Here is a 19,078-nt window from a genome sequence, read left to right as displayed (position 1 = left end):
AAACGACGCACCGACGTTCGCTTCCCGCTGTGCCAGTGAGTGCGTCGAGCATGAACCTCTGGTGAGGCCGGACGACACCACACCAGCGCAGGCTGTCCACGATGCCAGCCGTTTTATTTTCGGTTTGTAAGTACTTAACAGAATGCGACGCAAGGCTCTGTCACGCCAGGCGGGCGGCGAGAATAGCGCTTTAATAGGGTCAAACGCACTGTATGACAGATGCGGGTAATGGAATGATGCTGCCTCGCAGGTCGTGGGCTTCCGCAGTTCCTTTCACGCTGCTGTAACGAGGGCGTCCCGGACATGAACTCCCAGAATGCTGCATCGACGATAGAAACCCTCGAATCAGCGTCAGAAAGGAAGCGCAAGCCGCGTCCAGTTTCGCTTGCCGAAAACACGCCTGTGGCCGAGGCATTCGGAATCCTTGCAGGATCGATTTCGGCAGAGGCTGTCCGGCGTGCCCGGGCGTTGCGCGCGAAAGCGGATCCCGAGGTGCTGCACAAGCTGCGGGTTGCGCTGCGTCGAATGCGTTCGCTCTATTGGGCCTTTGAACCGCTACTCGACAGAAAAGACTACCGGGCACAGCGCGAGAAGTTCAGATATCTGGCTTACGCAGCGGGCAAGACCCGTGACTGGGATGTGCTGCGCGACATGCTTCTGGCCGCCATATCAACGCACGAATTGACCGGTTCACTGCTTCAGGCGGTCGACGAGCAACGTGCCGCTGCACTCGCGTTCAGTCGCACGACCATTCGCAATGCGGGTATCGAAGAGATGCTGCAAAGCGCATGTGTCTCAGCGCAACAACATCTGGAGCTGTTCGCACCGGCCAGCACCCTGGCGGACCTTGCCGGGGCGCGCGTCGAGGTAGCAGAAAAAGCCCTCAAAAAGCGGATCAAACGCGCGATCCGCTCGGGGCACGGGGATTACGCCGCGCTGCACGACGTGCGGATCGCGGGTAAGCGGCTTCGATATCTGCTGGAGTTCTTCCTTCCGGTTCTCGACAGCAGTCACTCTGAAAAAATCCGGCGCTTGAGCGAAGTGCAGGAAGTATTGGGTAAGGTCAATGACCTGGTCGTCAGCGAGACCTTGCTGCGTCAGTATTCGATTCAGCTTGGCGACTCGGGTGTGACCGAACAGGCGGTGGCATTTCTCGGCGCCCGGAAAATACAGTACATGAACGACGCCCATGCGATGCTGTGCAATCTGAAGTAGTTCAGGCGTTACCGCTTCATATGACACTCACCGCGCTGCTATTCGGCTACCGGCTTTCCTGACGCATCCTTTACCTTTGATTGCCATTGCGCGCGTATCTGGCTAACCACCGGGTCTGGCAAGGAAATGTAATCGAGGTCACGCGCAGCCTGATTTCCATTTTTCATCGCCCAGTCGAAGAACTTCAGGGTCTCGCGGCCGTGGTCAGGTCTGTCCTGCGTCGTATGCACCAGCACAAACGTGGCGCCCACAACGGGCCACGCATCCTTGCCCGGTTCATTAGTCAGGATCTGATAAAAAGATGTTTTCCAGTCGGCGCCATTGGCTGCCGCCCCAAAGGTTTCCGGGTTGGGCTGCACGACGGCACCGGACGCATTTCTCATGGCCGTGTACGCCATGTGATTCTGCCGGGTAAAGTCCCACGCAACATAGCCAATCGCGCCGGGCACATGTTGCACAAAGGTGGCCATACCTTCGTTGCCTCTGCCACCTATCCCGCGCGGCCATAAGACAGTCGCCCCTTCGCCCACCCTGCTTTTCCATTCCGGATTCACCTGCGAGAGATAGTGCGTCCAGATCAGCGTGGTTCCGGAACCGTCAAGGCGGCGGACTACTGCAATCGGCATGTCCGGAAGTTTCATGCCGGGATTGAGCGCGGCAATGGCAGGCGCGTTCCAGCTGGTGATTTTGCCAAGGTAGATGTCGCCCAGCACCTGACCTGAGAGCGTGAGTTGACCGGGCTTAATGTCAGGCAAATTGACTACCGGCACGACACCCCCGACCACTGTCGGAAACTGAAGCAAGCCTTCTTTCGCGAGCGCCTCGTCCATGAGTGGCGCGTCCGAGCCGGCAAAATCCGCTTCTTTCGCGATGATCCTTTTGAGTCCCTCGGTCGATCCGACCGCCTGGTAAATGACCTTGCCGCCGCCGGACTTCAGATAGGCGTCCGCCCATTTCTCGTAGATCGGCGCGGCAAAAGTACTGCCAGCACCCGTAATGTCAGTGGCGTGTGCCGCGACGGCGAGCAGTGCACCCAGAAGGGCCGCTGCTGATTTTTGCACTTGTCTCACGAAGACCTCGCTTTGAATTGTTGTCGGACATCGCGATTACGTCTACAACTGTCTCCATCCGAAGTTGAAGTGCACCCGACGTCGCTGCATGACGAAGGCGCAACTCGACAGATTCCATTACAGGATGCGGGAGGTTGCGAGGCAAATTGAATCGGTCTATCACGCAGCCGCCGTTTCGCGCGCACCCTCGGGTTCATATGCGGTCTATGCTGGAAATCGCTCAAATACTGTTACTAATTTGCCCCGGAATTTTGCTTGAGCGCTTATAGTGGAATCGTGGGCGCCACCAGGGCGACCTCCCACCTCAAGGCATCTCACTTCAAGAGGAGCGACTCGATGACTACCTCTTCCGGTTCCGGTCCGCTGGACACGACGCCTGAGTCGTTGCTGACGCTAGCCGAATTCCTCGAACTCTCGCTCGACGAGGGCGCGCGCGTCGTCATGATGCGTCACGGCACGGACGTCTGTTCGGTATATGTCGGCGATCCGACGAGTGAAGAGGTCGCCTTGACCGACCACGGCACAATCGCAGCAACCGTGGCGAATGAGATACTCGAACGCACCCAGGCCGGCGTCAACCGGATCGCGATAGGCGACCGGACATACCGGTTCGTTCGAAGCTTCACCCATATCGACAACGTCGGCGCCGTGGTATTCGCTCCGGCGTAAACCCGCTGTTCAAGGAGCGGCGGGATGTCATTTTCTGCGTACGGTATGGCGACGCGCCGATCGTCGTCTTAAGCTCGAGACAACTCACGCTCTCCCTCCGCTTTTCACCTGGAACAGTTTTCGCTGTGCTCGCCGTACCTCCCAGACGCTCTGTAGCCAGATGCCAATGCGCTGTCACCGGATTGTCATCAAGCGGGTCTAGCTTCATTCAAGCCCCCTACAAACCTTTCGAGGAGCGCGTCATGAGACCCGCATTGATTGCGATTGCCGGCTTGAGCGGTGTTCTCGTCGCTGCAAGTGCTCATGCCGTCGACATCACGGGCGCCGGCAGCACGTTCGCGGCGCCCATCTATACGAAGTGGGCGGACGCTTACCAGAAGAGCGGCGGCGGCAAGATCAACTATCAGGGCATCGGGTCGTCGGGCGGCGTCAAGCAGGTCATTGCGAAAACCGTAGACTTCGCTGGTTCCGACGCACCGCTAAAGGATGAGGAACTGGCGAAGGAAGGCCTGTTCCAGTTTCCGACCGTCGTAGGTGGGGTGGTGCCGGTGACCAATATACCAGGCGTCAAACCCGGAGAGCTGACCTTGTCTGGCCCCGTGCTGGGCGACATCTTTCTGGGCAAGGTCAAAAAATGGAACGACCCCGTCATCACTGCACTGAACCCCGGCATCAAGCTGCCCGACACTGATATCGCCGTGGTTCGCCGTGCGGATGGTTCAGGAACCAGCTTCATCTGGACGCACTATCTGGCGCAGGTGAATGCCGAGTGGAAAAGCAAGGTCGGTGAAGGCTCAACGGTCAACTGGCCGACTGGCACCGGCGGAAAAGGCAACGACGGCGTAGCGGCTTTTGTCCAGCGATTGCCGGGCGCCATCGGCTATGTCGAATGGGCTTATGCAAAGCAGAACAAGATGGCGTACACCGCGCTAAAGAACCAGGCGGGTTCGATCGTTCGACCGGCCACTGAAACTTTCAAGGCCGCCGCGACTGGCGCCGACTGGTCCAAAACGTTCTATCAGATCCTCACCAACGAACCCGGCAAGGATGCGTGGCCCGTCGTCGGTGCCACTTTTGTCCTGCTGCACGCGGTGCAGGACAAACCGGACCACGGCAAGGAAACACTGAAGTTCTTCGACTGGGCGTTCAAAAACGGCGCGCAGGCTGCGCAGGCGCTCGACTACATCACGCTGCCGGACGCCGTGGTGAACGAGATTCGCACGCAATGGCGCGCAAAGGTGAAGGACGCGTCTGGCAAACCGGTCGCCCAATAAACACCGACCGACATTGCTCAAATCATAAGTGATGCCTCGCAAGGAGCGCAACGGCCGCGCTCCTTGCTGCGCCAGTGCATCGGCTGCTTAAGACCTGGCGGGACGCCCCGTCTTGACTGTTTCGACGGCTGAAACCGCTGCCAGCAAGCGCTTCTCCGGCACTGACGCCAGCAGTAGCAAACCGGCGCGCAGCAACTCGCTTTTCTTCACCGAAACGCCCGCGTCCACGCACTTCTGTTTCAGGATCGCGATCTTTGCGTAGTCCGACTTGGGCATGGTGAAACTGTCGCGGATGACCTTTTCCTTCTTTGCACGCTTTGGCTTCTCTTCTGCAGCAGCAGCGACCGCCTTTGCTTCAACAGTTGCGGCCCGTTTCTGATGCGTTGCTTTTGGCTCTACTTTTGGCTCTACTTTTGGCTCTACTTTTGGCTCTACTTTTGGTGTGGCTTTGCGTGCAGCCTTAGGTGCTGCTTTTAAGGCCGCCTTAGCCGCCGCCCTGGCCTTCACAACGGTTTCAACAACCGTGTCTGCCTGCTTTCCGGACTGCGCATCGGCTTCGGCTGTCGCCTTGGGGAAGTGGAAGGTCTTCTTCGTCGGTTTCTTGATAGTGGGTTCGCTCATTGCGATTTCCTCTTTATAAACGATATAAACAGTATATATCGTTTCCCGTCTTCGCAGACGGGGCGAGCATATTTCAAATCATCCGATAAAATTGACGGTATCACACCCACTTGACGGCGACACACCCACATGACAGCATCGCCCTCATGAACCCAATCGACGACGATACGCAATCATCGGGGCTGCGTGACCGCCACAAGGCCAGAACGCGCGAGAGCATTCTTGGCGCCGTCGCGCTTTGCCTCGAAAGCAATGGACTCGCGAACCTCAGCTTCGCGCAGATTGCGCGGGAAGCCGGGGTGGGCGAAAGCACGGCCTTCCGTTATTTCCCGACGCGTGACGCCCTTCTCGACGCCTTCTGGGAATGGGCGCCCAAGGCCATCCATCGGGATCAATACCCGCGTACGTACGAGGAATTGTCCGCGCGCCTGGGACCCGATTTTGTGAACTTCGACCGGCGCGAATCGCTGATTCGCGGCATGCTGGCCTCACCGGTTGGCAGGGACGCGCGCCGCAAGGCCAACGCGCCTCGCCAGAAGGCATTCCGGGAACTGGTCGACCGTGAGGTCGGGCCGATGCCCGAAGCCGAGCGCAAGCGGCTGTGTGCAGCGATCCAGTTGCTTTACTCCGCAAGCGCGTGGGCCGCTTTCAAGGACTACTGGGATATGGACGGCCGCGAAGCCGCGAGCGCGGCCACCCAGGCAATCGGCGTATTGCTCGACGACGCACGTCGTCGCATGCGACAACAGAAAAAGACTGGCTCAAAGCCTGCCCGCAAGACGTAAAAACAGGACCCTCTTTCCAATGTAAATCTTCCGTCGAGGTCTCTCATGCTCTTTCACGCTTCCATGCCTGCCCGTAACCCCGAAAACGTCGCGCGCGTTATTGCCGAACTGTGGGGCGGATTTCATGCACCGTTCCCCGCGTTTCCGAATTCATGGATGGCGATCGCGGCGGATGACCGTGGCTCCATCATCGAGACCTATCCGTCCGACCATGTCATTCAACCGGGCGACGCGCAGGAGCCCTGCGTTTCGGGCATGAGTGCTGGAGCCCAATACAGCGCGTTTCATATCGCCCTCGCCAGCACACTGACGCCCGACGAGGTGTTCGCGATTGGTGAACGTGAAGGCTGGCGCACTGTGCGGTGCACGCGGGGCGAAAACTTCTTCGACGTGATCGAGCTGTGGATCGAAGATACAACCATGATCGAAGTGCTGACGGATGAAATGCAGAAGCAGTATCTGGCATTCGCCACACCCGCAAACTTCCGGGCCTTTGCAGCAGCCGCAGCGGCTCAGGCGTAAGTCGCATCCCGGGCGCCGGACTTCCGCGGGCTGCGCCCTGCACGTTTTGGGGCCGGCGTCAGGCCGGCCACGATCGCACATGCAGTGTGCGCACATGGCAGCAATGTCGCCCGCGCAAATTCACTCGCGATAACTATCGTTCGACGACCACGCTATCGACCGACGTGTCGCTATCGCCAAAGTCCTTCGATTCCTCGTGCGTGATGATGAAATAGGCGAGCTGCTCAACGTAGTAACCCTTCGCGGAATCGCCGTTAAGCCGCTTGCACGCAAGCGGCCATGCATTGCCCGGCAAACCCGCATTCACCACGGTGGCGTCGGCGACATGTCCGATGCGGCAGTTCATGCCGAACTTCTGAAGCTTGTCGTTACCGGGTACGTTGCGTCCCTCGGTCGCGAACGACACTTCGCTGCCCTCTTTCCATGCGTCACCCTTGACGGTCAGCGTCTGCGCGACGTACACGCCTCTGTTCTCCGAGCGCCGCATGTTCATCTTCGACTTGAGCTGAACGAGTCCAAGCATGTCACGATCGACAAAGAAATCGGGGCTGTAGGTTTCCTTCACACGGTTGATATTGCCGGGTGCCGACCGGAGGTCGATCACGATCTGGCTGGTGTTCATTCGGGTGTTCTTCATCGTTTCGACAAGGCGCGCTGTCGTGAACGATGGCTTGCCCGGGAGTATTGCGTAGAACCCCTCGGCCGGCGTTACGACATCGGCAGACGCGGGAATGCTGTCGATGTCGAGATCGGTCGCGAGGGGTGCCTTTGTCCGCAATGTCTCGCCGCCAATGCCAACCCATGTCTCCGGATCGAAGGGCTTTCCGCAGGCGACAGCCTTGACTGCGACTTCGTAATCGTCGCTCGAATCGAACGGCGTTTCGGCGTCATCGCGCGCGATCATGTTGTCCGTCACCGCACCGTCGGCCGTGAAGTCATAGCCGGTCGTGATCTGAAAGCGGCTCGTCTCGCAGTTCACTTTCACGAATTCACGTTTGGAATCGTACGGCGCGTTGTAAGGCGGATCGAACTGTATCTGCGGATAGTCGTACCGGGTCCATAGCGACGTGTAAGCCCCAGACCGGCTGACGCTGCGCGCATCGACCTGGATCAGCTTGCCTTCGCTGGCGCGTCCGATATTGACGAGACGCTCCGGCCTGACAGGCAGATTGCACGCCCATTTAAAAAGCGAGCCGGCAGGCGCCGCAATGAATTGCGTGGCCTTATAGTGTCCTCGCGTTGTGCCGTAGAGGCGCACCGGAACCGGCCCTGTCGTATAGGCGTCCAGCCATGCCATGCGTAGTGTATGCGCGGAGCAATCGAACTCCAGGGGCGCCTCGATTTTCAGCGGACCTTGTGCGGTATTGCTTGTGCCGCGTTCAACCAGATAGACATGGTCGCCGATCCTGTGCACGGAATCGGCGAGATACGCGACACTGCTATTTTCTGCGACTGGCGTCCAGACTTCCGCCCCTGCAGGCAGGCTCACCAGCGACACACATACGGCCAATAGACCCGAAACCCGATAACCGTGCATTGATCTTTAAAGAAAGGAACGAGATATACGGTTATCGGAAATTCTGGATGAAGTCTTTAGCGGGAGTTCGGAGATAGGTCACGCCACACCAGAGTCGCGAAAGTTGCCCCTTTTCAGCACTACGCGCCAGGCTTCGTCGCGCGCGTGCAAGACCTTCACGAAAGCAGGCAACGTGCCCCGCTGCTCAAGCATGAAACACAGTCAGGCACTTTCTGGAATATGCCCTGCGTTGCGATCACACTTTGGAACACCGAACGCGATCGCCGCTGAAGCGAACAGCACCATGGCGACGTTGAACCACAACGCGACTGCCGCTGCGAAACGCAGACGGTCGGGTTGCGTCAAGGTTGTGAACTGCATCGATGAAAGCGCATCGCTCGTGGTGAGCGCCGTAAAGATAGCGGCCGATATCGCCACACCAAACGCGGTTCCGAGCGACGACGCCATCTTGTAGATTCCCGATGCGGCGCCTGACCTGTCGTCCGGTGCGCCGGCAAGCGCTGCGTCGGTGGACGGCGTTGCGTAAAGACCGAGCCCGGTGCCCAGCAGCGTGAATCCAGCAAACGCAATCACCATGTACTGCGCGGCCGGCAGGAATGTGAACGTCGTCAGCACGATACCCGCGCCTGATGTCGCACAACCCAGCAACATCGGCCGGCGCGGTCCACCCCATCGTTGATGCAGTCGCTCGCCAATCCGTATCGTCGACAGAATCGCCACGAGATAGCCGGCCGTCATCAGGCCGGACTGTAGCGACGACAGGCCCAACACCTGTTGCACAAGCGTCAGCACGATCAGCAACGACCCCGCAGTGCCGTTGAGGAGCAGATTCGATAGCGTGGCGCCCAGATACGTCGCGTTATCGAACAGCCGGAAATCTACGAACGGGTGGCGTCCGAGGCGTTCAGCGCGCAGAAAAACCACCGCGGCAACAGCAAATACCGCGGCCAGAACGAGGACGGCCCGGCTTAGCCAGCCAAGCGCGGCCCCTTGCCCCACCACCGTGTTAAACGCCACCATCGCTACCAGAAAGGCGCCCACACCGACCCAGTCGAATGGGTGTGCGCCTGTTGCTTCGGCCTTGCTTTCTGGCGTTCCCCGAATCAGTACCCAGCTCAAGCCGGCAATCGCAATCGACATCCAGAAGATCGAGCGCCAGCCCATCGTCGAATCGACGAGTCCGCCGAAGAGCGCGCATAGACCCGAGCCGCCCCACGAGCCGATCGACCAGTAGCTCAGCGCACGTTGCCTTGCTTCACCGTTGTAGTAGGCCTTCATCAGTGCGAGCGTCGCGGGCATGATGCAGGCCGCCGACACGCCCTGCAGGATGCGTCCGGTCACGAGACAGATCGCCGTTTCGCACGGCGATATCGCGATCATCAGCGAACCCGCGACGCTGAGCGCAAGTCCCGCATACGTCATTCTCACGCGGCCGAAGCGATCTGCAAGACCACCCGCGACCACAATGAAAACGCCGGAGAAAAGCGCGGTGATACTGATGGAAATGTCGCTGATGCTGTCATTGATCCGCAACTCTGCTTTCATCGACGGCGACACGTTAAGCGTCGTCTGGGCGAAGAGCCAGAACGTCACCACCGCGAGCACGATTCCAAAAATGAGCCGGTCGTCTCCCTGATATGAAGGCGCGACCGCAATCTCGCTGGAATACGTCATGGTGGGTCTCCTCGCTTCCAGGGTGACCGTCTGGAACGGCTGTCTCCAGACGCCTCAAACGGTCTTGTGCGAGCCAGCGACGTTGCACGTATACGGTGCACGCTCCTGTCACACACAAACGACATGCGCATCGCATCAAGCGTCGCTTGAGTCATGCGCATTTCGCGTTTCCTAAGACTAGTCGTCGCTTACGTGTGCAACAATCATGACGAGGCGAAATTGAATCTTACGGTGAGCGCAATGACGGAGATCTGGCATTTGCGTGCGTTTGTCACGGTGATCGACGCGGGTGGTTTTGCACCGGCCGCGCGCCGTCTCGGCGTGTCGGCCGCCGCGATCACCCGCTCCATTGCGACACTCGAACGCGATCTTTCCGTCCGCCTGATTCACCGCACCACGCGGCAACTGCATCTCACGGAAATCGGCGAGCATTTTCTTCAGAAAGCGCGGCAGATTCTTGACCAGCTCGCCGAAGCGGAAGGCATCGCACGTGGCGCGCATCTGGAACCGCAAGGCGAGCTTGCGATCACCGCGCCTGTACTGTTCGGCCGGCTGCATATTGCGCCATTGCTATTCGAGTTTCAGGCGACCTGGCCAAAAGTTAGCGCGCGCGTGCTGTTCATCGATCGCGTCGCTTCCCTGATTGATGAAGGTTTCGATCTGGCGCTGCGAATCGCCCCGCTACCGGATTCGACATTGACTGCCGTTTCGCTGGGCACGGTAAAGCTGATTGTGGTCGGCTCGCCGGCGTATTTTGCGCGGCACGGGGTTCCGGAATCGCCGGCGGACCTGTCGGCTCATCAGGCTATCGGCTTTACGGAAATCGGCGGCGGCGTAAGGCACTGGCACTTTTCCGCAAGCGGAACCGGGTCGCCTGGGCCTGTTGCCGGACCCCAGATCGCCTTAAGGGTGAATGTTGCCGAAGTCGCAATCGAAGCGGCACTCGCCGGTCATGGCCTCGCAAGAATCCTGTCATATCAGGTTCACGATCACATCGCCGCCGGGCGACTGCAACGCGTGCTCGAGCACTACGAGCCTGCGCCCATACCGGTGCATCTGGTGTATCCCGAGGGCCGCATGGCCGCGGCCAAGGTGCGAGCCTTCGTGGAATTTGCCGCTACGCGGCTACGCAGGCACCCCGCCCTTGGCGAGCCGCCGCCCGACGGGCGCGTGAACATCGCTCCGCCACCTTTGACGAGCCGGCCGACGCACATCGATAGCTCGCCGGCAGGCGACACCCCCGCGCGCTAAACGCCCGCAAACGCCGCGGCACAGACCGCGACGCCGATCGTCGCGACGCCGACCGCCATGCGCCGGAGCCATTTCTTGCGCGTGAGCAGCGCGATTGCGGCAAGCGCGATCGAAATCTGGATCAACGTCGTGGCCTGCGCCCAGCGATGATGCTGATGCAGCAGCGATTCACTTGCCGTATTGTCCTTGTCGACTTCGTGTTCGACCGCTTCTGCATGCGCGCGAATGGGTTCCTTCTCGGACTTGTAGCGCTGGGCGTCTGCCTTGAAGCGCTCAAGCGACGCAGGCGTCGATGCACTGAGCGCAGCGCCCAGTTCCGCGAGGTTCTGCTTTTCACCCTTTGCCTGGTAGTAGGCCCAGAGATTGGCGGCTTCAGTCTTGTGGATCGCGGCTTCGTTCTTGTAGAAGAGCGCGAGGTTCTCGTTTGCGCCGCTCTGATACGAACAGATCGCACCGATGCTGGCAAGGATCGCCGTCATCACGGCAATGCGCGAAGCGTGGACGTCGTTATCGTGGTGGCCAGCGTGCTCTACGGCGTGATCGTGCGGGCCGTGCACTTCAAATTCATCGGACATAGGCAATCCTGCGCAAAAGAACGCGATCTTAGCGCATCACCCCGTGTCGAAAAAAATCAGGTAGCCTGTCCCTTCCCACCTTCGCCTTAGCGGCCGCGCGCAGGGGGTTGGGGGTTGTTGGCGGGATTGGTGTCGAACTTCATCACGCTGACGATACCGTCGGCGCCTGCAAGCGCCAGGAGCGCTTCGTGCAGTGCATCCGCGACGTCACCGCCGTACACTTCCTCGCCACCGACGTAGACCGTGAACGACTGGAGATAGCGGGCTTTTTCCGCGGGCGCCTCGATGGTCGCACGGGTCCATTCATAGAGCGGATATTTTTCCACGCCCGTCTTTTCCGCTTCGCTGACGTAGTCGGCGAACGCGTCATACTGACACTTGAGGCTTGCATCATATCGGCGCAATACCTCATTGAGCGCGGTGTGTGCGTGGGCCGCTGCGTCGTCCCGCAACAACGTCGCAAGTTCTGCTGAAACGTTCATCCGCAACTGGTATTGCCATGCCTCTGCCATGTATGCCTCGCCTGCAAACGTGTCTGGAGATGATCGTCATGCTATCCGATCCCGCATGCGTGCAGCGCACACTCCAGGGCGTGCCTCGATGGAACCAGAAAAAACGGCCACAACGTTTCCGTTGTGGCCGCTTTCCTTGCAGCGTATTGGCCCCTGCAGTTGCCTAGAACTGCAGCGTCGCGCTCGCCACTGCAGTGCGCGTCGGCGACGGGCTCACGTAGTAGCCCCACGCCGTCGTCCAGTAGCGGCGGTTCAACAGGTTGTTGATCCCCGCGCGGAAGGTAACGTCCTTGCCCGCAATCCGCGCTTCATACTTGCCGCTCAGATCGTACGTGACGTATGCCGGTACGAACTGCGTATTCGCAGCGTCGACGGCCATGTCGCTCACGTACTTCGCGCCGAACGCCAGCGTCAGCGGACGCATGTACGACGGGTTGTATTCGATGCGGCCCGTCGCCGTAAAGCGCGGCGCGCCGTAGATGCGCTTGCCCTCGACAGTCGGGTCGTCGATATCGACGGCCTTCGTGTTCAGCCACATCACGCCGCCCAGCACGCGCCAGTCGCTTGACAGTTGCACCCAGCCGCTTGCGTCGAGGCCTTCGTAACGTTTGGTACCGTCCTGCACGAAGATGTTTGCCGAGTTCGTGTAGTTGTAGCCCTGGTCGACGCGGAACAGCGCAAGATTGGCGCCCCACTTCTCGCGATCCGTCTTGAAGCCGACTTCATACTGCTTGCTGCGCAGCGGGCCATACGTCGCCGGGAAGTTGGCGTTCATATTCGAAGCCGTACCGCCCTGCTCCAGCGACTCGACGTAGCTCGCGTAAAGCGTCGAGTACGGGTCGGTCTTGAACATCAGCGCAAGCGTCGGCGTGACCGGGTTCGCGCTGTACTCGGCCATCGCCGAGCCGTCCGTGTTGTACGTGTGCTGGCGGAACTGCGTATAGCGCACGCCTACCAGCGCGGACAGACGCGATGTGAACTCCACCGTATCGCTCGCATAGAGCGCGGTTTGCGTCGTACGCGACTGGCGGTACAGGTTTTCGCCGATGTGGACTTCTTCGTTCGTCAGCAGCGTGCTGCCGTAGAGGTTGCCGATGCCGAGGGGATAACCGACATTCCAGCCTTCGCTGTTGTCGTACTCGGTCATCTGCGACTGATAGCCGGCGCCGAACACGACGTCATGCTTCAGGCTCCCGGTATTGAACTTGCCCTGCACCATTGCGTCGACGTTCTGATAGAAGTAACGCGTCATAGCGGCGTACAGCGTGTTCGAGTAATCGCCGGCATCGTTGAACACGTACAGCAGGCTGTCCGAGTTCGTGCGGTTTTCCTTCGCGAAGCGGTACTTCACGCTCGCGTGCCAGTTCTCCGACAGACGATAGTCGAGGCCCGTGCCGAACGAGGCCATCTCGACCTGATAGAAGTTCTGCGGCTGCGTCAGCTGGTGCGTGACCGTGCTGGCGTCAGGAATGCCAAGGCCGGACCCGAACATGAGACCGAACAGCGTGCCTTCGGTTTTACGCTTCTGATAGAACGCATCGGCCGACCACGTCAGGTCCGGCGTAATGCGGAAGTCCATCGCGAGCGAAGCCATCTTGCGGTTCAGATGGCCGTTTGCTTCGGCCGTATTGCCCTGTTCGTTGACGAGGTTCAGGCGGTACCCGAAACGGTCGTCGTTGCCAAAGCGGCCGCCCAGGTCAAGCTTTTCGCTAAACACGCCGGCCGACTGATAGCCGACCGAAAAGCTGCGGTACGGCGTGTCCGTCGGACGCTTGAGCACGTAGTTGACGATGCCGCCCGGCGCGCCGAAGCCGTACATGAAGCCGGAAAGACCCTTGAGCAGTTCCACGCGCTCGAACTGCTCCAGCGCGAGATCGGTGTCCCATGAAGGGAAGCTCTGGCCGTCAACCTTGATGCCGTTCAGCGTGTCGATCGGCAGACCGCGCACGGTGAACATCGAGTTTTCGCTGATCGCGTTGTCGGAAATGGCCGACACAGCCGGATCGTATTTGAAAAGATCGTTGGCGGTGTTCGCATTCAGATCCTGCGCTTCCTCGCTCGTCACGACGTGCGTCGAAAACGGCGTGTCCACCTGCTTGCGCGAACCGAGCGCCCCCGCGCTGATGGAATCCGCAGCTGCGACCGTCGTGTCGCGCGACGCCGTTACGCTCACCGTCGGCAACGCGGCGTCGCCGGTTGCGGCGGCTTGCGCCCATCCGGCCGTCGACAGCGTGGAAAGCGTCAAACCCACGCTGGCCAGCAGCGCAGCACTGAGAAACGACGAAGGGGTACGGCTGAAATTGCGCCCCAACACAGGGCGGCGAACGGTGGTCAGGTTCGGCATATTGTTTTGATCGGGCAGAGCGAAACACCCGTGCGACGCGGGTTTGCGCGGCAAGGCGTCACTCGGACACGTGTGATTAAGCGGAAGGTTAACTGGCGAAAACCGGATCTTAATGCAAGTGATTCGCATTAACAACTGAAATATTTACGAAAGGTATCCGTCGGACATGAGACGTTTTGGAGAGATTTCGCTGAACCTGCCTGCGCCCGGGCCCGGTTCTCGCCGCTGTAGACGGGAGATGCGGGGATCGCAATGAGACCTTCGAAGGCGCGCGGCGCGCCTTCAACGCGTGTTGCACAACGGCGACAGCGAAAAGCACGAAGCCGGCGAACGCAGTTCACGCGGCGTGGCGCGACGTGTCCGCGGACTGACTCAGACGTGTCGATACGTGACTTACAGGCGCTGTCTCATCGCCAACAGATCCGCAGCGAGCCGGCGCGCTGTCACGGCTGATATCGCAACGTGTCCTGTTCGGCCAGCGTGCCAGCGGGCAACGTAACGTAGAACGTCGCGCCGCGATCGACGTTGTTTTCGGCCCAGAGCCGCCCGTGGTGCGTATCGATGATCGACTTGCAGATCGACAGGCCCAGACCGAGCCCCTGTGGCTTGGAAGTGAAAAACGGCTTGAAGATACGGTCCAGCCTGTCGGCTGAAAGACCATGACCGTTGTCACGCACCGCGATGCGAACCCTGTCGTGACCATCGGACTTGAGCGTCACCTTCACTTCACGATCGGCGGGCGGCGACGCATCCATTGCATCGAGCGCGTTGAGCAGCAGATTGAGCAGCACCTGCTGAAGCTGCACCTTGTCGCCGCGTACCGGTTGCAGCGCGCTATCGATATCGAGCGTCACGCGCACGCCGCGCAGTATCGCATTGCTGCGCAGCAGAAACACCGCATCGCGGATCACGCAGGCGAGATCGAGCGGCGCGATGTCCACGTCACCCTTCTTGACGACCGTCCGGATGCGGCGGATCACTTCGCTCGCGCGATGGTCGTCCTTCACGACGTCGTCGAGAATTTCGCGCACTTCGTCAAGATCGACCGGATCGCGCGCCATGAAACGCTGCGCGGCCTGAACATTGCTCAGGATTGCGGTAAGAGGCTGGTTCAGCTCGTGTGCGAGCGAAGCGGTCAACTGACCCATCGTTGATACGCGGCTCAGGTGCATCAGATCCTGACGGTTACGGTTCAACTCGTACCGGTCGGTGCGATCGACGATAAAAGCAAGCGTCATGTTGCGGCCGTTCACGCGTAGCGTCTCAAAGCTAAGATCGACACGAATGTCCTTGCCGTCGCTGCGTCGCGCCCACTGTTCCCGTGACGGCGACGCCCCGTGATTGCCGCGCGCCGGATTCTGGCTTGAAACCGCGGGGACGTCGTGCGCAATGCCGTTCGCCTCGGGTATGAGTAACCTGAAGTGCTTTCCGGGCAGTTCATTTGGCGTATAGCCAAGAAGCGTTGCGGTCTGTGCGTTCGCTCTCGCAATGAAGCCCTGCTCGCCCAGCATCACTGCGGGGAGGGGCAGCAATTCCATCATGTCTTCGACATTGCTGTCGGGCAGGCTGGTTTCGGCAAGTGCATTCGTACGTGAGCGCGGCAAACCGCGTAAACGCGCGGCCACGCCATGCGCCTGACGATGCGCGACGCGCGAAATACCCGTCCCACCAATGCGGTCGACGACTACAGGCTGGCTATGCGATGGGTTGTCGCCCGCTGGAGATGTCCACTGTGATTTGCCGGTATGCGGGGGCACCACGTGAAATTTGCGAAAGATGTCCGCGCGGGCAAGCCACCAGAGAACGATGGCCAGGTTCAGTATAACCAGGGCAGACATAACAATGGTCATAGCCGCGCCTCTATCAAAGGCCAACAGCAAGAGATAGCTGGCATGGTTTACCTGAAGGTACTGCCAGGCGCCACCACTGTCGCCGACGGCGACCTTCTTCACGCATGATGCCGTGCAGGACCATCGGTCTGGAAAAGCGACTGACGCGCAAATGTGCCGGGCTCGCTACGCAAACGGTATTACGTCGAACGTGAAGTACAGGTAACCCTTACAGGTCTGGCAGACATTTTTTAGGTAAGTTAATCCTAGTACGCGCCCTGCGAATAGTAAACTTCGCAAAACCCGCTGGAGCCCGCCAAAAGGCAGCCTGAAAGACACGACGCGTTAAAAGTGGCCTCTTGCGAAGACGCGGTGCGCGCGCAACGGATGATTCGCATCGAGGTCTGGATACAGAAAATCCCGCGAGGGGTCGTGACGAAAGCCGATCCGCTGCGCGGTGCTGGCCGAACGCTGATTCGGCCATGCGACCAGCGCCACGATTTCCTCCGGCACCCCGTGCTGCGATGAGGCATCGAGTACGGCAATTGCGGCTTCGCTTGCGTAACCGTGTCCCCACGCTTCGCGCCTGAAGCGCCAGATGATCTCGGTTGCCGGTGCGATGGGCAGACTGGCGCGCACGGGTTGCAGACCGCAGATACCGAGAAAAGTACCGGCCTGATCCTCAACCACGAGTACGCCCCAGCCGTGTGCTGCAAGCCGTTCGCGCATCAGGTTGAATGCCGCCTCGCTGTTCCGCACAAGAGCGGGACCGCCGAGCCAGACGTTGACCTCGGGATCCGCATTCATCGACACGAGACTGGTCAGATCGTCATCGCGCCAGGCGCGTAGCGCGAGTCGCGCAGTACGTAGCTGCATCGTTCATCTCATCACGCCGTGACCTGGCTATCGTAATCAGAAACAGGCATAAGAGACGGGATGGCCCGGTCGCAAGAATAATTGCACATAAATTTCTCGTGGAATTTCTTTTCCATTTCAGAAGGCCCGCCTGGCGTGGCAACCCGTCATGCTTGATGGCAAGCCATCATTTTTCGGAGTGAAGGTCTGCAAGGCTTCCACTATCGTTATTCCGGCGAGTGGCCGTAGCGTCTGCGAAAGCGGAGGCAGCGACGGCAACGTGAGGCGGCCTGCAGTCAGTCGCCAGGCGGAAGGTTCTCGCGCAGCAGCACCGTCACAGGTATCTGTTGAGGAAACGCGACGCCGGGATTGCGATGGTAATGACGCAGGACAATTTCAATTGAACGCATCGCTTCGCCTGCGGGATTCTGGTCGAGCACGGCGTCGAGTACGCCTTCGATCAGCAGGCGCCGTGAAGCTTCATTGAGTTCATGGCCGACGAACACGGTGGAGCGGACGCGGTCCAGCGCAAGGAGGGCCGCGCCGACACCCTCGTCGCCAACCGAAATGTTGTAGATCCCGCGCAGGTCGGGATAGCGTCGGAAAGCGTCGCGCGTCAGTCGTTCGGTCATCGCCGACTGCTCGCGGCTCTCTATCGTTTCAACGATGTCGCAGTTCGGAAACCGGCGCCGCAGCACTGACCGAAAGCCGCTTTCGCGCTCTTCATGGCCGAGGAAATCATGCATGCCCGTGAGTACGAGCACCTTGCCGCCCGCATCGCCAAGAAAGCGGCCCATGAGTTCGCCGGCCACGCGTCCCGCACATCGGTTGTCGATGCCAACGTAAGCAAGCCGGCCGGTGCCGGGCAGATCGCTGGCAAGTGTAATGACCGGCATCGTGCGACTCAGTTGCCGCAAGGCGGTCGTGATGTCGGGGTGCTCATAGGCAACGATCACGAGTGCATCGGCTTTTTGCGTCGCACGCCGGATCGTATCGACGACACGCGCAGGCTCAAGACTTTCGAAGTACGTCACCGCGCAGATCACGCGTTGCGCCTCGAACGTCTTTTGCGCCACCTCGAAACCCTGCTTGAGCGACACGTAATATTGCGCGACCGGCTGCTGCAAAAGGATCGCGATGCGCAGCCAGCGTACCGAAACCGATTCGAGCGCGCGATCGATCCTGAGCTTGCGCGCCCATTCGAGCACCGCTGTTTCTTTCTCACGCGATACGCCACCGCGCCCGTTCAGCACGCGATCGACGGTCGCTTCGCTGACGCTCGCGGCCTTCGCGATGTCGGCCATGCTCGTTTTGCGGCGCACGATGCTGGACTTGCGGTTAGCCATGAATGGTTCGTGAAGCCCGACAGGATCAGTAGCCGACGATGACACGATCATCGCATCACCGTTGCGGCACATCAAGCCGCGTGAATGAAGCACCACGAAGCACCCGCGTAGACACCGGTTCGAACCGTGACCGGTCCGCATGGATCAAACCTCGATGGAGACACACAGGATGGGACAGTTCGACTCAAAGGTGGCCGTTATCACTGGCGGATCACAGGGACTTGGCGCCGAAATCGCGGCGCTCTTCATCGAACGTGGCGCACGCGGCATCGTGATCTGCGGTCGCTCAAAGGATAAAGGTGAAGCCAGGGCCGCCCAGCTCAGCGAAGCGGGCAGCGCCGAAGTACGCTTCGTGCAGGCCGATCTTTCGCGGGTCGAGGACTGTCAGGCCGTAATCGCCAGCGCCGATCGACACTTTGGACGCGTGGACGTACTCGTCAATGCCGCCGCGATGACCGATCGCGGCACGATACTCGATACCACGCCGGAACGCTTCGACAGTATCTTCGCGACCAACGTCCGCGCGCCGTTTTTTCTCATGCAGGAAGCCGTGAAGATCATGCGCCGCGAGAAGACGGAAGGCACGATCGTCAATATCTGCTCGATGTCGGCAAAGGCAGGGCAACCGTTCATTGCAGCGTACTGCGCATCAAAGGGCGCGCTTGCCACACTGACGCAGAACACGGCGTATGCACTGCTGCGCAACCGCATCCGCGTGAACGGCCTGAATCTGGGCTGGATGGCAACGGATGGCGAAGACCAGATCCAGCGCACCTATCACGGCGCACCGGAAGACTGGCTCGACAAAGCCAACGCTGAGCAACCGTTCGGCCGTCTCATCGATCCTGCCGAAGCGGCGCGCGCGGTGGCGTTTCTAGCGAGTGACGAATCGGGTTTGATGACAGGTTCGATGGTGAACTACGACCAGTCGGTGTGGGGTGCCTTTGACGATACGCCCCATCCCGTCAACGCGCTCTAGCGGATCACGCTATCAGGTTG

Annotated in this window: 17 protein-coding genes; 7 read left to right on the top strand and 10 right to left on the bottom strand. The window is 59.9% G+C overall.

The features are described 5' to 3' along the window. The first annotated feature begins 303 nt into the window (after positions 1-303). The gene (locus LPA36_RS02280; protein ID WP_228874525.1) at positions 304-1,215 is read left to right on the top strand and encodes a CHAD domain-containing protein; all 912 of its coding nucleotides are present in this window, start codon (positions 304-306) and stop codon (positions 1,213-1,215) included. A 38-nt stretch (positions 1,216-1,253) separates the two neighbouring features. Here LPA36_RS02280 and pstS (LPA36_RS02275) read toward each other — a convergent pair whose 3' ends face one another. After that, positions 1,254-2,285, bottom strand: a complete 1,032-nt coding sequence (gene pstS, locus LPA36_RS02275) for a phosphate ABC transporter substrate-binding protein PstS (RefSeq protein ID WP_228874524.1) — start codon at positions 2,283-2,285, stop codon at positions 1,254-1,256. Between the two features lie 336 nt (positions 2,286-2,621). Between pstS (LPA36_RS02275) and LPA36_RS02270 the strand changes: the two genes are divergently transcribed. After that, entirely contained in the window at positions 2,622-2,954 is a 333-nt protein-coding gene (locus LPA36_RS02270; RefSeq protein WP_228874523.1) for a hypothetical protein, read from the top strand. A 242-nt stretch (positions 2,955-3,196) separates the two neighbouring features. Continuing rightward, on the top strand, positions 3,197-4,228 hold the full coding sequence (gene pstS / locus LPA36_RS02265; RefSeq protein ID WP_228874522.1) for a phosphate ABC transporter substrate-binding protein PstS: 1,032 nt from the start codon (positions 3,197-3,199) through the stop codon (positions 4,226-4,228). A gap of 87 nt (positions 4,229-4,315) precedes the next feature. Here pstS (LPA36_RS02265) and LPA36_RS02260 read toward each other — a convergent pair whose 3' ends face one another. Then, positions 4,316-4,849: a hypothetical protein gene (locus LPA36_RS02260; protein ID WP_228874521.1), complete on the bottom strand. Its 534-nt coding sequence runs from the start codon at positions 4,847-4,849 to the stop codon at positions 4,316-4,318. 146 nt (positions 4,850-4,995) lie between these two features. On the opposite strand from LPA36_RS02260, the gene LPA36_RS02255 reads away from it, so the two are divergent. Then, positions 4,996-5,634 (top strand): TetR/AcrR family transcriptional regulator, encoded by a 639-nt coding sequence (locus tag LPA36_RS02255; RefSeq protein ID WP_228874520.1) that lies wholly within the window; start codon positions 4,996-4,998, stop codon positions 5,632-5,634. A 156-nt stretch (positions 5,635-5,790) separates the two neighbouring features. After that, positions 5,791-6,156, top strand: a complete 366-nt coding sequence (locus LPA36_RS02250) for a hypothetical protein (RefSeq protein WP_228874519.1) — start codon at positions 5,791-5,793, stop codon at positions 6,154-6,156. 133 nt (positions 6,157-6,289) lie between these two features. Here LPA36_RS02250 and LPA36_RS02245 read toward each other — a convergent pair whose 3' ends face one another. Continuing rightward, positions 6,290-7,645 (bottom strand): surface-adhesin E family protein, encoded by a 1,356-nt coding sequence (locus tag LPA36_RS02245; RefSeq protein WP_228874518.1) that lies wholly within the window; start codon positions 7,643-7,645, stop codon positions 6,290-6,292. Between the two features lie 249 nt (positions 7,646-7,894). Further along, entirely contained in the window at positions 7,895-9,367 is a 1,473-nt protein-coding gene (locus LPA36_RS02240) for an MFS transporter (RefSeq protein ID WP_228874517.1), read from the bottom strand. Between the two features lie 240 nt (positions 9,368-9,607). Here LPA36_RS02240 and LPA36_RS02235 point away from each other — a divergent pair, with 240 nt between their 5' ends. Further along, complete coding sequence (locus LPA36_RS02235) at positions 9,608-10,618, top strand: LysR family transcriptional regulator (protein ID WP_228874516.1); 1,011 nt, start codon at positions 9,608-9,610, stop codon at positions 10,616-10,618. Here the strand turns inward: LPA36_RS02235 and LPA36_RS02230 are convergent. The 6 genes from LPA36_RS02230 to LPA36_RS02205 all read right to left on the bottom strand — a co-directional run bounded on the left by LPA36_RS02230 (position 10,615) and on the right by LPA36_RS02205 (position 18,079). Then, on the bottom strand, positions 10,615-11,193 hold the full coding sequence (locus tag LPA36_RS02230; RefSeq protein ID WP_228874515.1) for a DUF4337 domain-containing protein: 579 nt from the start codon (positions 11,191-11,193) through the stop codon (positions 10,615-10,617). The genes LPA36_RS02235 and LPA36_RS02230 overlap by 4 nt on opposite strands. Before the next feature lie 86 nt (positions 11,194-11,279). Further along, a complete protein-coding gene (locus tag LPA36_RS02225; protein WP_228874514.1) occupies positions 11,280-11,705 on the bottom strand; it encodes a hypothetical protein in 426 nt (141 codons plus the stop codon). A gap of 163 nt (positions 11,706-11,868) precedes the next feature. Further along, a complete protein-coding gene (locus LPA36_RS02220) occupies positions 11,869-14,049 on the bottom strand; it encodes a TonB-dependent siderophore receptor (protein WP_228874513.1) in 2,181 nt (726 codons plus the stop codon). A gap of 443 nt (positions 14,050-14,492) precedes the next feature. Continuing rightward, positions 14,493-15,887 (bottom strand): ATP-binding protein, encoded by a 1,395-nt coding sequence (locus LPA36_RS02215; protein WP_228874512.1) that lies wholly within the window; start codon positions 15,885-15,887, stop codon positions 14,493-14,495. Positions 15,888-16,223: 336 nt separating this feature from the next. After that, a complete protein-coding gene (locus LPA36_RS02210; protein WP_228874511.1) occupies positions 16,224-16,754 on the bottom strand; it encodes a GNAT family N-acetyltransferase in 531 nt (176 codons plus the stop codon). Between the two features lie 275 nt (positions 16,755-17,029). Further along, complete coding sequence (locus tag LPA36_RS02205) at positions 17,030-18,079, bottom strand: LacI family DNA-binding transcriptional regulator (RefSeq protein WP_228874510.1); 1,050 nt, start codon at positions 18,077-18,079, stop codon at positions 17,030-17,032. A gap of 169 nt (positions 18,080-18,248) precedes the next feature. Here LPA36_RS02205 and LPA36_RS02200 point away from each other — a divergent pair, with 169 nt between their 5' ends. Then, the gene (locus LPA36_RS02200) at positions 18,249-19,058 is read left to right on the top strand and encodes an SDR family oxidoreductase (protein ID WP_228874509.1); all 810 of its coding nucleotides are present in this window, start codon (positions 18,249-18,251) and stop codon (positions 19,056-19,058) included. Positions 19,059-19,078: the final 20 nt, after the last annotated feature.

Origin of the sequence: Paraburkholderia saeva, assembly GCF_907164555.1 — a bacterium.
Lineage (GTDB): Bacteria > Pseudomonadota > Gammaproteobacteria > Burkholderiales > Burkholderiaceae > Paraburkholderia > Paraburkholderia saeva.
This window is presented reverse-complemented; position numbering and strand designations above follow the sequence as displayed.